The 13,766-nt window shown below is 66.0% G+C and carries 10 protein-coding genes; 6 read left to right on the forward strand and 4 right to left on the reverse strand.

Going from position 1 to position 13,766, the window contains the following annotated elements; all coding sequences use genetic code 11:
• Nucleotides 1–902: 902 nt before the first annotated feature.
• Entirely contained in the window at nt 903–1,328 is a 426-nt protein-coding gene (locus LQG66_RS01450; protein WP_231322618.1) for a GFA family protein, read from the reverse strand.
• A gap of 260 nt (nt 1,329–1,588) precedes the next feature.
• On the opposite strand from LQG66_RS01450, the gene LQG66_RS01455 reads away from it, so the two are divergent.
• The 4 genes from LQG66_RS01455 to LQG66_RS01470 all read left to right on the forward strand — a co-directional run bounded on the left by LQG66_RS01455 (nt 1,589) and on the right by LQG66_RS01470 (nt 5,594).
• Nucleotides 1,589–2,794, forward strand: coding sequence for a CaiB/BaiF CoA transferase family protein (locus tag LQG66_RS01455; protein WP_231322620.1), 1,206 nt, complete (start codon nt 1,589–1,591; stop codon nt 2,792–2,794).
• Between the two features lie 4 nt (nt 2,795–2,798).
• Nucleotides 2,799–3,965 carry an acyl-CoA dehydrogenase family protein gene (locus tag LQG66_RS01460; RefSeq protein WP_231322621.1) on the forward strand — a complete coding sequence of 389 codons (1,167 nt, stop codon included), beginning with the start codon at nt 2,799–2,801 and terminating at the stop codon, nt 3,963–3,965.
• Between the two features lie 139 nt (nt 3,966–4,104).
• Nucleotides 4,105–5,241, forward strand: a complete 1,137-nt coding sequence (locus LQG66_RS01465) for a thiolase family protein (protein ID WP_231322623.1) — start codon at nt 4,105–4,107, stop codon at nt 5,239–5,241.
• Nucleotides 5,238–5,594, forward strand: a complete 357-nt coding sequence (locus LQG66_RS01470) for a Zn-ribbon domain-containing OB-fold protein (RefSeq protein ID WP_231322625.1) — start codon at nt 5,238–5,240, stop codon at nt 5,592–5,594. The genes LQG66_RS01465 and LQG66_RS01470 overlap by 4 nt, the downstream gene beginning before the upstream one ends.
• A gap of 660 nt (nt 5,595–6,254) precedes the next feature.
• Here the strand turns inward: LQG66_RS01470 and glsA are convergent.
• On the reverse strand, nt 6,255–8,117 hold the full coding sequence (glsA, locus tag LQG66_RS01475) for a glutaminase A (protein WP_231322628.1): 1,863 nt from the start codon (nt 8,115–8,117) through the stop codon (nt 6,255–6,257).
• Nucleotides 8,118–8,513: 396 nt separating this feature from the next.
• Between glsA and LQG66_RS01480 the strand changes: the two genes are divergently transcribed.
• Nucleotides 8,514–9,500, forward strand: coding sequence for an IclR family transcriptional regulator (locus LQG66_RS01480; protein WP_231322630.1), 987 nt, complete (start codon nt 8,514–8,516; stop codon nt 9,498–9,500).
• Nucleotides 9,430–10,989: an acyl-CoA carboxylase subunit beta gene (locus tag LQG66_RS01485; RefSeq protein WP_231322632.1), complete on the forward strand. Its 1,560-nt coding sequence runs from the start codon at nt 9,430–9,432 to the stop codon at nt 10,987–10,989. Before LQG66_RS01480 ends, LQG66_RS01485 begins: the two co-directional genes overlap by 71 nt.
• A 78-nt stretch (nt 10,990–11,067) precedes the next feature.
• On the opposite strand, the gene LQG66_RS01490 is transcribed toward LQG66_RS01485, so the two are convergent.
• Nucleotides 11,068–12,351, reverse strand: a complete 1,284-nt coding sequence (locus LQG66_RS01490) for an MFS transporter (RefSeq protein ID WP_231322634.1) — start codon at nt 12,349–12,351, stop codon at nt 11,068–11,070.
• Between the two features lie 81 nt (nt 12,352–12,432).
• A complete protein-coding gene (locus LQG66_RS01495) occupies nt 12,433–13,641 on the reverse strand; it encodes a thiolase family protein (protein ID WP_231322636.1) in 1,209 nt (402 codons plus the stop codon).
• Nucleotides 13,642–13,766 lie beyond the last annotated feature (125 nt).

The following is a 13,766-nucleotide window of genomic DNA, read 5'->3' on the forward strand; positions in this document are numbered from 1 at the left end:
GGGTCTGACGAGATGGCGTGGCGTAGTTGGTCCTCATCCTGAGGAGCCCGCCCGTAGGCGGGCGTCTCGAAGGATGGCCGCAGGCGGCGTGATCGATCACGCACCGGCCGGAGGCAACAGTGCGTAGCCCGGACGAGCGAAGCGACATCCGGGTCCGGCCGCGCAGCGCGTGTGAACCCGGATGTCGTTGACGCTCATCCGGGCTACGCGCTGCGCCAATCGGCGAATTTCACCCGTCCGTTCAAGGCTGATTTGGCTGTCCAGTCCTGTCGCGAAAAATATTTAACTTTCGTTTTTCCAGAAAATGTGGTTGAGTGTCGCCATCCTGCTTCGCCACGAGGGGCGCTTCGCGATCGTCACGAACGTTGAGGTGGGATGCGGTGGCCGCGACATGTCGCAGCGTAGCTAGCCTGCGCGGACGAACGACGTGGCGCGGACGTGAAGTCGCGTGGTCCCGGCATCCCGACGCTGATGCCAAGCCGGCGGGGCGTGATGATCCAGCCGGCGACGGTGGCCAAAGAGCCCGGTGCACCGAGGAGAGCGCGATATAAGCGTGAAGACCATCGCGCAGGGAGGGCCGGGTTGATCCGGCTGAACCTGTGGTTCTCTCCCCGTGCTTTCTTTCGCACGGGGGCCACGGGTGCCAGTCGGCACCCGGCCTTCCCTGCGCCCTCTCTCTCGGAGAGGGCGGGCTCGATCAGCAAAGCTCGGACAGATCCTGTCGCGAGGCCATGGATGCTTGCGCACTGTTGGACGAAGACCTTGCCTCATGGCCGCATCACCTCGCCGCCGGCGAGCGCGTAGCCCGGATGAGCGCAGCGACATCCGGGTTCATCGACACGGCGCGTGTGACCCCGGATGTCGCTGCGCTCATCCGGGCTACGACTGATCTTAGGCCTGCCTCACTCCGGCATCATCTCGCCGGAGCCGCCGAACTCCGCCGGAAAATCCTTCAGCTTCGGCAGGCCATCCTTGATCGGCAGCACGCTCTCCGCGTAATTGACGTGGACGCCGGGCGCAAACTTCAGCGTCGGAAGCGTCGCGGCATAGACGTCGATCATGCCGAGCGGCGGATGGTCGGTCATCAGGTGCCCGCCACAGCGCGTGCAGTATTTGCGATGGCTCATGTCGGTCTTGTGATAGGTACCGATCGCATCCGCCCCCTTGGTCACGCGCACATTTGCCGGCTTCCACAAGGTGAAGGCGTTGACGGGACCAGCCGACCAGGAGCGGCAGGATGAACAATGGCAATAGCCCATCGCCTCCGGCTCGCCGTCGGTCTCGAGCTCGACCGCGCCGCAGAAGCATTTGCCCTGATAAAGCGTCATGAGCGTTCTCCCGATGTGGTGTTTTTCGATTGTTGGACCAGCATGCTGACACACAAGAGCGGCGAAAGGGAATCGCAGAATGCGCCTCGCCGCAGGGAACATCTGGTGCAACGCAGCGGCTATCGTTCCGTGATCCGCGCGGCGGAATGTTGCGGCAGAAAGGCCCGACGCATGGCTCCATACGCACGCGGCGGCTTGCTCCGGAACCCGTGGTGCCGTTAGCTCCGGTGACAACAGGGAACGAGGGAGCACACGCCGCGATGGGACCGCTTGCGGGCATCAAGGTCATCGACATGACCACCGTGCTGATGGGGCCGTATGCCGCCCAGACCCTCGGCGATTACGGCGCCGACGTCATCAAGGTGGAATCGCCGGAAGGAGACGTCACCCGCAAGATCGGCCCGTGGCACCATCCCGGCATGGGCCCGGTCTATCTCAATACCAACCGCAGCAAGCGCGTGATCTGCCTCGATCTCAAGAAGCCCAGGGGGCGCGAGGCCGTGCTGCGGCTGGTCAAGGACGCCGACGTGCTGCTCTACAACATCCGTCCGCAGGCGATGGCCCGGCTGAACCTCGGTTACGACGTGGTCTCGGTGCTCAATCCGCGACTCGTCTATGCCGGCGTGTTCGGCTTCGGCCAGGACGGGCCCTATGCGGCCAAGCCCGCCTATGACGACCTGATCCAGGGCGGGGCGGCGCTGTCGCATCTGATGGCGGTCGCCGGCGACGGCACCCCGCGCTATGTGCCCAATGCGCTGGTCGACCGCATCGTCGGCCTCACCGCCGTGGGCGCGATCTGTGCGAGCCTCGTGCATCGTGACCGCACCGGGCGCGGCCAGCGCCTGGACGTGCCGATGTTCGAGACCATGTCGGCCTTCATCATGGGCGACCACATGGGCGGGCTCACCTATGAGCCGCCGCTCGACAGAGGCGGCTATCCGCGCCACCTGTCGCCCGACCGCAGGCCCTACAAGACCGCCGACGGCTACATCTGCGTGATCGTCTACAACGACAAGCAATGGGACGCCTTCTTCACCGCGTCCGGCCGCACCGACCTGCGCGCGGATGACAGGTTCAACACGTTCGCGAGCCGCGCCGCCAATATCGATCTGGTCTATGCCGAGCTCGCGCGCATCTTTCAGACGCGCACGACCGCCGAGTGGACGGCACTGCTGGATGCGGCCGATGTGCCGGTGATGCCGATGCACGATCTCGAAAGCCTGCTGGACGATCCGCACCTGGTGGCGACCGATTTCTTTCCCGTGGTCGACCATCCGACCGAAGGCCCGATCCGCAGCACCCGCGTCTCCGCAACCTGGTCCGAGACCAAGGCAGAGCCGCAACGTCTGGCGGCGCGGCCGAACGAGCATGGCGAGCAGATTCTGCGCGAGCTTGGTTTCTCGGGTGAGGAGATCGCTGCGATGATCCGCGACGGTGCAACGACGCCGGCGCCTGCCAAGGAGTGAGACGATGGATTTCGCGCTCTCGGCCAACCAGGAATCGATCCGTGATGCGGTCGCGAAAATCTGCGCTGATTTCGACGATGCCTATTGGCTGAAGAAGGACAAGGAGGGCGGCTTCCCCTTCGACTTCCACAAGGCGCTGGCCGATGCCGGCTGGCTCGGCATCTGCATTCCCGAGGCGTATGGCGGCTCCGGTCTCGGCATTCTCGATGCCGCGATCATGATGCGCGCGATCTCGGAGTCCGGCGCCGGCATGTCCGGCGCCTCGGCAATCCACATGAACGTGTTCGGGCTCAACCCGGTCGTTGTGTTCGGCACGAAGGAGCAGTGCGCGCGCATGCTGCCGGGCATCGTCGACGGCAGCGAGAAGGCCTGTTTCGCGGTGACCGAGCCCAACACCGGCCTCAACACCACCCAGCTCAAGACCCGCGCGGTGCGCAAGGGCGACCGCTACGTCGTCAATGGCCAGAAGGTGTGGATCTCGACCGCGCAGGTCGCCGAGAAGATCCTGCTGCTGGCGCGCACCACGCCGATGGAGGAGGTGAAGCGTCCGACCCACGGGCTCAGCCTGTTCTACACGGACTTCGATCGCAGCCGCATCACGGTGCACGAGATCGAGAAGATGGGCCGCAAGCCGGTCGATTCCAACGAGCTGTTCTTCGCGGATTTCGAGATTCCGGTCGAGGATCGCCTCGGCGAGGAGGGGCGCGGCTTCGACTACATCCTGCACGGCATGAATCCGGAGCGCATCCTGATCGCCGCTGAAGCCGTCGGGCTCGGCCATCTCGCGCTGTCGCGCGCGTCGGCCTATGCGAAGGCGCGCAACGTGTTCAATCGCCCGATCGGCCAGAACCAGGGCATCCAGCATCCCCTGGCGAAGAACTGGATGGAGCTGGAAGCCGCCTGGCTGATGGTGCTGCAGGCCGGCTGGCAATACGACCAGGGCATGCCCTGCGGCCCGGCGGCGAACGCTGCGAAATATCTCGCCGCCGAGGCCGGCTTCCAGGCCTGCGAGCAGGCCGTGATGACCCATGGCGGCTTCGGCTATGCGCGCGAGTATCACGTCGAGCGTTACCTGCGCGAATCCCTGATCCCCCGCATCGCCCCGATCAGCCCGCAACTGATCCTGAGCTTCATCGCCGAGAAGGTCCTCGGCCTGCCGAAATCGTATTGAGGATGGCTCTGATCATGACATGCACGCGCTCTCTCCACGCGTCATTCCGGGGCACCCGAAGGGCGAGCTACGATGCGCAATTGCGCATCGTAGCTCGCGCTGACGCGCGCCACGGAATGACGGCGGAGCGCGTTGCACCATGACCTACATCACCGGCACCGGCCTCACCTCGTTCGGCAGGCATGACGGCCGCTCCTCGCTCGACCTGATGAGCATGGCCGCCCAGCTTGCGCTCGACGATGCCGGGCTCACCCGTCGCGACATCGACGGCATCCTGTGCGGCTATTCGACGGTGTCGCCGCACATCATGCTCGCCACCATGTTCGCCGAGCATTTCGGCATCCAGCCATCCTATGCCCACGCCGTCCAGGTCGGCGGCGCCACCGGGCTGGCGATGGTGATGCTGGCGCATCACCTCGTCGAGGCCGGCGTGGTCAAGCATATGCTCGTTGTCGCCGGAGAGAATCGCCTGACCGGGCAGAGCCGCGATGTCTCGATCCAGGCGCTGGCCCAGGTCGGTCATCCCGACTACGAGCTGCCGCTCGGGCCGACGATCCCCGCCTATTACGGCCTCGTCGCCTCGCGCTACATGCATGAGCACGGCGTCACCGAGCAGGATCTCGCCGAGTTCGCCGTGCTGATGCGCGCGCATGCGCTGGACCATCCCGGCGCGCAATTCCATGAGCCGATCACCGTTGCCGAGGTGATGGCGTCGAAGCCGGTGGCGCGGCCGCTGAAGCTGCTCGATTGCTGCCCGGTGTCCGACGGCGGCGCCGCCATCATCGTCAGCCGCGAGCCGACCGGCGCCATCGCCGTGCGCGTGCGCGGTTGCGCCCAGGCGCACACCCACCAGCACGTCACGGCGGCACCCGCCTTGAGCGAGCTCGGCGCCGAGATCGCGATTGCAAAGGCCAAGTCTGCTGCCGGCGTGGCGATCGCAGACATCAACTATGCCGCCGTCTATGACAGCTTCACGATCACGCTGTGCATGCTGCTCGAGGACCTCGGCCTCGCCGGTCGCGGCGAGGCTGCGGCGCGTGTGAGGGCCGGCCATTTCAGCCGCGACGGTGCGGTGCCGCTCAACACCCATGGCGGGCTGTTGAGCTACGGCCATTGCGGCGTCGGCGGCGCGATGGCGCATCTCAGCGAGGCACATCTGCAGATGACGGAGCGGGCGGGTCACCGTCAGGTGCGCGACGCCACGCTGACCTTGCTGCATGGTGATGGTGGCGTGCTGTCGTCCCATGTCAGCATGTTCTGGGAGCGGGTGCGATGAGCGAATCGGCCGACTGGACCAAGGGCTTTGCGGCGATCAGCTATCAGCGCTGCGCGTGCTGCGCCCACGTGCAGTATTTCCGCCGCGACTTCTGCGCGGCCTGCGGCTCGCCCGCGCTCACCGAGCACGAAGCGGGCGGCGAGGGCACCGTCTACGCGGCGTCATTGGTCTGCCGTGCCGCGACGCCGGAGACGCGCGCGCATGTGCCGTACAACATCGTGCTGGTGGATATGCGGGAGGGCTTTCGCATGATGGCCCATGGCGACCACGATCTTGCGATCGGCGATTCGGTCGAAGCGCGCTTCACAGCCTTTGCAGGCGGCATTGTGCCTTACTTTGGGAAAGCGAAATGACGCGATGTCGCCGAACGGCGTGGCAAGCGGTCGAACGCGGGCGACCGAGGCGGGACGATACGCATTACAAGTTCGTCCCGACCCGGATCGCCGCGCGATTGACGCAAAACTGTTACGCTACGCTTACTAACTCAAACGCAACTCTACTCGGTCGTTCGCGTGAGCAATCAAGCTCACATTCCTACCTACGGGCGATGAAGAAACTGCGACGCAGAACCTCCAGACAGCCCTTCATCGCCCGTAGAACAGGACGCTGGCGATGACAATCATCGACGTCACCGCCAGCATGTGCGCGAGTGCTTCCGATGTTGCCCTCTTAGTGGCTTCCTTCATGCCGTTTCCTCCCTGGACACTGGACACGACTCTCCGTTGCGCAACTACACACGCGACGGCGGCTGGAATTTTACTCGGAACACCCCACATCGACGTCTGCTTCGCGAGTCCCCACTCGGCGTTCATCGACGGTTCAGAACATCGTCGGGTAATGCGGCGCGAATTGGGCTCGCTTATGGTTGTCCTGCGACCGAGTTCCGGTAACGTTTAGGCGAGCCCGTACAATTACGAGTGATGAAAGATCTCGACCGGAAGCTATCAGTTGCTGTGAATTGCAACCTTGAGTGTTCGTCTGCGTCGCGTGGATGTGACGCTGCGATGACTGTCCTAGTCCGCCGCGAGCAGGTTGAGCCGCGCATTCGCGATCGTCAGGCGCTCTGCAAGGAGCTGGGCAAGGTTGCGCATGATGCGCTCGCCCGCCTTCGGATGCCGCGCGCGGAAGCGCTCGAAATCATCCAGCGTGATCTCGAAGGCGGTGGCCGAGAAGTCGGCTATGACATCGGCGGAGCGCACGGGCTCCAGCAGTGCCATCTCGCCGAAGCATTGCCCCGCCGTCAGCGTCGCCAGCCGGATGCCGTCGGGCAGGGTGACGTGGACGACGCCGGAGCGCAGGAAGAAGAGCGAGGTCGCCGGCTCGCCGGCGGCGAGGATGCGTTCGCCCTGCTGATAGTGTCTGATGGTGGCAAGCGCGGCGAGTTCGTGGCGCTCGTCTCCGGAAAGTCCCGCAAGGAGCGGCTGCTCGGCAAGCTCGGTGGTCTCGAGGAAATCGATCGCGCCGCCGTAGCGGTAGACGATCTGATCCTCGGCCCATTCGATGGCCGTGTCGAGCAGGTAGAAATCACGCACGTTGCTGATGTCGCCGGTGAGCGCGGTGATCTCCTGCCACTCCGAGGAGGAACGACGGATGCCCGACAGCACCACGGTGACCTGAAAGTCGGCCAGCTCGTGAAACAGCTCGGCGAGCAGGCGCAGGCCTGCGGGCGTCATGGCGGTGACGCGGTGGAGATCGAAGATCACGAATTGCGGGCGCGCGCTCGCTGCGAGCTGGCGCGAGACGTAGTCGACATTGGAGAAAGACAGCGTGCCGACCAGCTCGAGCACGCGCACCGCGTCAGGATGCGCGGCCAGGATCTTGCGCTCCTGCGCGCGGCGGCTGCGCCGCGACGGATTGGCGCCGATGTCGTAGTCGGCGATGATCGAGGTGCGGGCATCATCCGAGCGGTTCAGCATGTGCAGCCCGTAATGCGCCGACAGCGCCTCGCAGACCTTGATGCCGCGCACGCTGTTGCCGTGGCCGTCGAGCCGCGGCGAATAGCTGCCGAGCCCGAGCCGCGCCGGCAGGCTCGCCAGGATGCCGCCGCCGACGCCGCTCTTGGCGGGAATGCCGACGCGGTAGATCCATTCGCCGGCGAAATCATACATGCCCGAGGAGGTCATGACCGAGAGTGTGCGTGACACGGCGTAGGGCGTCACCACCTGCTCGCCGGTCACGGGATTGACGCCCCGGTTGGCCAGCGTTGCGGCCATGATCGCGCAGTCGCGCGCGGTGACGAGCACGGCGCATTGCCGGAAGTAGACCGCGAGCACGTCGTCGACGGGCTCCTTGATGACGTCGGAGGTCCGCAGCAGATAGGCGATGGCGCGGTTGCGGTCGCCGGTCGCGACTTCCGATGCGAACACGGCATCGTCGACGTCGAGCTTGCGGCCGGCGAAGCGGCCGAGCGCATCCCTGATGGCCTCGAAGGCATCCGCGCCCCTCGCCTTGCGGATCAAGCCGCTGCAGGTGATCGCGCCGGCATTGACCATCGGATTGAACGGATGGTTCTCGGCATTGAGCCGGATCGAGTTGAAGGGATCGCCGGACGGCTCGACGCCGATCACGCGTTCGACCTGATCCGAGCCGAGCGCATCGAGCGCGAGCGCGAACACGAACGGCTTCGACATCGACTGGATCGTGAACGGCACGCGGCTGTCGCCGACTTCGTAGACATGACCGTCGAGGGTGGCGAGGCTGATGCCGAAATGCGCCGGATCGGCTTTGCCCAGCTCGGGGATGTAGTTCGCGACCGCGCCGTCATGATCGGGCCAGAAGTCGGCGTGGCAGGCCGATAGGAAGCGCTGCAGCGGCGGCATCGCGGCGGACGCCCAATGCTGCGGATGGCGGATCGGCCTCGGATGTTGCGTCGTCATGGGGAAGCTCGGCGGGGACAAGGTTGCGCGCTGGTTATGTCGCAGCCGCGACGGGGCAGCCAGCCCACACTTGTCGCAACGCTGGTCAAATGTTGCCGCTGCTCACCGATTGAGCGGGGGGCGGGGCTCGCGGTCACCGCGACTCAGGGCGATGTCGGCGTGCTCGGCTCGTTGCCGAACGGGTCGCTCTGGGCCCGATGCTGCCGCGCCGGCACCGGCCGTTACCCCATCACCGGCGGGCCACGCCCGATTGGCATGGCGATGCCGAGTCTTGTGCCAACACGCTGAAGAACGATGGTTTTCCGGCATGGTCCGGTGTTGTGACGGCAAAACGGCTGGGCTAGCTTGTTCAATAAGCGGAATATCATTCCGCAGGATGGAATTGGTGGGAAACGCATGGGACGACGGTCTGAGCGATTGAGCAGGGTGGGCATGCTGCCCGGAGATCTCGCTGGCGAAGGCGAGGTCATTCAGGTGGTGTCGCGGGCGTTCGACGTGCTGCGCTGTTTCGAGGGGCACGATTCTCGGCTCGGAAATCTCGAAATCTCGAATCGCTGCGGTCTGCCGCGGTCGACGGTGTCGCGCCTGACGCACACGCTGACCCGCATGGGACAGCTGGTCTATCTGCCGCGCGACCAGAAATACCGCATCGGCCCGAGCGCGGTCGCGATGAGCACGTCGATGACGCGCGGGCTGCAACTGCGCAATTTGATCCGGCAGCGGCTGCAGGATGTCGCGGAGCAATTGCCGGGCACCGTCGGCTTCGTCATTCCGGACCAGTTTCATCTCGTCTACCTGGAGTTCGGCCGCGCCGCGAACGCGCTCGGTCTGCACGAGACCACCGGCAGCCGCATCTCGATGGCCTCGACCGCCGCTGGTCACGCTTATGTCGCCGCGCTCGAGCCCGAAATGGGCGACGCGCTGCTCACCGAGATGGAGCGGGAGCTGCCGGACGCGGCCAAGCTGCTGCGGCCGCGTCTCGAGCACAACAGGCAGTTCCTCAAGGAGCATGGCTACGTCGTCGCCTGTGGCCTGTGGAGCCCGCACATCAACGGCGTCGCGCTGCCGATCTGGTCGCCGCAATACCAGACCTATGTCGTCCTCACGATCGGCCTGTTGTCGGCGATGTACGACGAGCAGCGCCTGCATGACGAGGTCGCCCAGCCGATGCGCGAGCTCGGCCGCAGCATCGCCGCGTTGCTGCAGGGCGCCGAAGCCGATGTCTTCAACAGCCGGGTGGAGAGAAAGCCGCTCCAGGTGAACGCGAAGACCAACCAGAAGAACAAGACCATCACCGGGACGGGGGACACGAATGAGTTGGCAGCCGGAGCTCGAGGAACTGGCCCGGCGCGAGGCCTTCGCGCGGGAGATGGGCGGGCCTGACAAGGTCAAGCGTCAGCATGATCAGGGCCGTCTCACTGTCCGCGAGCGCATCGATGGGGTCGTCGATCCCGGCAGCTTTCACGAGATCGGCGCCGTCGCCGGCCTCGGCGAGTATGACGAGCAGGGCGAGCTCACGCATGTAACGCCCGCCAACTGCGTGTTCGGACGCGGCCGCATCGACGGCCGCACCGTCGTCGTGGTCGGTGATGACTTCACCGTGCGCGGCGGCTCAGCCGATGCGTCGATCGCGGCCAAGCCGCTGATGGCGGAGGAGATGGCGCACGACTTCCGCCTGCCCATCATCCGCATCATCGAGGGTTCGGGCGGCGGCGGCTCGGTCAAGACCATCGAGACCAAGGGCGCGGCCAATCTGCCGGGCGGCATCGGCGGCAATCGCTGGTACCGCTACACCACGGAGAACATGTCGCTGGTGCCGGTGATTGCGCTCGGCCTCGGCTCGGTCGCCGGGTTAGGCGCCGCGCGGCTCGCAGCGAGCCATTACTCGGTCATGACCAAGACGTCGGCGATGTTCGTCGCCGGACCGCCGGTGGTGAAGCGGCTGGGGCAGGACCTCGGCAAGATGGAGCTCGGCGGCGCCGACATCCAGACTCGTGCCGGCGGCGTTGACCACGCTGTCGACACCGAGGAGGAAGCGTTTGCCTGCGCGCGCCGCTTCCTGTCCTACCTGCCGTCCTCCGTTTATGAGCTGCCGCCGACATTGTCGTGCACGGATGATCCGCAGCGCACCGACGAGCAGCTGATCAGCGCCGTGCCGCGGCATCGCCGGCACGTCTACAAGATGCGGCCGATCGTCGAGGCGGTCGTCGACAACGGCTCGTTCTTCGAGGTGGCGCAAAATTACGGCCGCCCGATTATCGTGGGGCTGGCGCGCCTCGAAGGCCGCGCGGTCATGGTGCTCGCGAGCGATCCCTATCACTATGGCGGCTCGTGGACGGCGGATGCCTGCCAGAAGGTGATCCGCTGGGTCGATTTCGCCGAAACCTTCCATCTGCCGATCGTCTATCTGATGGACTGCCCCGGCTTCATGGTTGGCCTCGAGGCGGAGAAGGCCGCGACCATCCGCCACGGCGTGCGCGCGATGGCCGCGGTCAATCAGTCGACGGTGCCGTGGTGCACGGTGATCGTGCGCAACAATTTCGGCGTCGCCGGTGTCGTGCATCAGCCGGCGGACCGGTTCTCGATCCGCTACGCCTGGCCGTCGGGTTATTGGGGCTCGCTGCCGCTGGAAGGCGGCATCGAGGCGGCGTACCGCGCCGAGATCGATGCCGCGCCGGATCCGAAGGCCAAGCTGAAGGAGATCGAGGACCGGTTGAACAAGCTGCGCTCGCCGTTCCGCTCGGCCGAGAAGTTCTGGGTCGAGGAGATCATCGACCCACGCAAGACGCGGACGCTGCTGTGCGAGTTCGCGCGTCTCGCCGAACCGCTGCGCACCCCGGGGCCGCCTTCGGCGATGACGACGCGGCCTTGAGATGCGAATGGCGAATAGGGAGTGGCGAATAGGGAAGAGCAAACTGAAAGTTCATTCGCTACTCACTATTCGCCGGTCTCACGCCGTCGCCGGCTTGGCTTGCCGCGCGATGGCGAGCGCCAACAGGGCCGCGACGATGCACAGCGCGCCGGCAATGAAGAAAGCGGGCAGATAGCTCTGCAGCAAAGTGCGCGACAGGCCCGCGCCGAAGGCCGCGGTGCCGGCGCCGAGCTGGTGTCCGGCGAACACCCAGCCGAACACCAGATTGGCCCGCTCGGTGCCGAACCGCTGCGCGGTCAGCCGCACCGTCGGCGGCACGGTCGCGATCCAGTCGAGGCCGTAGAACATCGCAAATAATGAGAGGCCATAGAACGAGAAGTCACTGAACGGCAGGAACAGCAGCGACAGGCCGCGCAGGCCGTAATACCAGAACAGCAGCCAGCGGTTGTCGTAGCGGTCCGACAGCCAGCCTGAGACGATCGTGCCGAAGAAATCGAAGATGCCCATCGCGGCCAGCAGGCTCGCCGCCTGCACCTGCGGAATGCCGAAATCGAGGCACATCGGGATCAGGTGCACCTGGACCAGCCCGTTGGTCGAGGCGCCGCAGATGAAGAAGGTCGCGAACAGCATCCAGAACACCGGCGCGCGCGAGGCGTCGCGCAACGTGCCGAGCGCGGCGGCGAGGATCGGCGTGGTGACGGGCGCAGGCGCGGCGATCGGCTCGGTGCCTTTGTCGCCGAACGGGCGCAGGCCGAGATCGCTAGGCCGGTCCCGCATCAGCAGCAGCACGGCGGTCGCGGACACGCCGAGCATGCCGCAGACGAGGGCGAGCGCCACCCGCCAGCCGAGCCGCTCGGTGAGGCTCGCGAGCAGCGGCAGGAACACCAGCTGTCCGGTGGCGACGCTGGCGGTCAGGATGCCGACGACGAGGCCCCGGCGCGCGACGAACCAACGCGTGGCGATGGTCGCGCCCAGCACCAGCGCAGTCATGCCGGTGCCGATGCCGATCACGACGCCCCACAGCAGCACCAGGTGCCAGACCTGCGTCATCGCCAGCGAGCCCACGAGCGCCGACACCACGATCAGCTGCGCCAGCAGCGTGATGTTGCGCAGGCCGTAGCGGTTGAGCAGGGCGGCGGCAAACGGCGCCATCAGCCCGAACAGCACGAAGCGGATCGACAGCGCAGAGGAAATTTCCGCGGTGCTCCAGCCGAACTCCTGCTGCAGGGGCACGATGAACACGCCGGGTGCGCCCACCGTGCCGGCGGACACCAGCGCCGCGAAGAAGGTCACGGCGACCATGACCCAGCCGTAGTGGATGTTGCGCCTGTCGAGTGCCGCCGCGAGCTGGTTCGAGATCATGAGATTCCTGGTCCGATCGGGGAGAGGTTGGCTCATCCTGCCAGAACGAGCGCGTGACGCGAATGACAATGTTCCCTCATTTCAGGACATTGCCGGCGATGTTGCGACCCGCTCGACCGCGATCGCCGTGGCTTCGCCGCCGCCGATGCATAGCGCTGCCACACCGCGCTTCAGCCCGCGGGCTTCCATCGCATGCAGCAGCGTCACGATCAGCCGTGCGCCGGTGGCGCCGATCGGATGGCCGAGCGCGCAGGCGCCGCCGTTGACGTTCAGCCGGTCGCGGTCAATGCCGAGATCGCGCTGCGCCGCCATGGCGACGACCGCGAAGGCCTCGTTGATCTCGAACAGATCGACGTCCTCGACGCGCCAGCCGACCTTGTCGAGCAGTTTCCTGATCGCCGGAATCGGCGCCGTCGTGAACCATTGCGGCTCCTGGCTGTGCGTCGCGTGGCCCTTGATCTCCGCGATCACCGGCAGCCCGCCGCGGTCGGCGCGCGATCGTGTCGCGAGAACGAGCGCCGCGGCGCCGTCGGCATTCGCCGAAGACGCCGCCGGCGTGATGGTGCCATCCTTGCGGAACGCCGGCTTCAGCGTCGGGATCTTCGCGGGATCGACCTTGAGCGGGTGCTCGTCGTTGGTGATCAGTCGAGGGCCCGATTTCTCGACGATCGTGATCGGCGCGATCTCGGCCTTGAACGCGCCCCCCTCGACCGCCCTGCGGGCGCGAGTCAGGGTCTCGATGGCGTAGGCGTCCTGGTCGGCGCGCGTGAACTGATAGGCTTCAGCCGTGGCCTCGCCGAAATCGCCCATCGAACGGCCGGTCTCATAGGCGTCCTCGAGCCCGTCCAGCATCATGTGGTCGAGAATGCGATCATGGCCCGCGCGATAGCCGCCGCGCGCCTTCATCAGCAGATAGGGCGCGTTGCTCATGCTCTCCATGCCGCCGGACACGACGACGTCGGCGGACCCGGCCTGGATGATGTCGTGCGCCAGCATGGTCGCCTTCATGCCGGAACCGCAGACCTTGTTGATCGTGGTGGCGCCGGTCGCGTCCGGCAGTCCGGCGCCGCGCGCGGCCTGCCGCGCCGGAGCCTGGCCCTGACCGGCGGGCAGCACGTTGCCCATGAAGATCTCCTGGACCGCATCGGGCGCGACCGTGGCGCGTTCGAGCGCGGACCGGATCACGTGCGCCCCAAGCTTGTGCCCGCTCAGCGGCGACAATTCGCCCATGAAACGCCCGAGCGGGGACCGTACGGCGGACAGGATGACGACGGGATCGGACGAGGCCATGGCAGGCTCCTTCAAGAAAATATTACGATCATCATATAATGATGTCCTGGAAAAGCAAACCCCGGCGGCCACGCTGAACTTGTCGTGAAGACGAAGCGAGACTGCCTGGGGTCTGCGGCAGCAAT

The organism is Bradyrhizobium ontarionense (genome assembly GCF_021088345.1).
Taxonomy (GTDB): domain Bacteria; phylum Pseudomonadota; class Alphaproteobacteria; order Rhizobiales; family Xanthobacteraceae; genus Bradyrhizobium; species Bradyrhizobium ontarionense.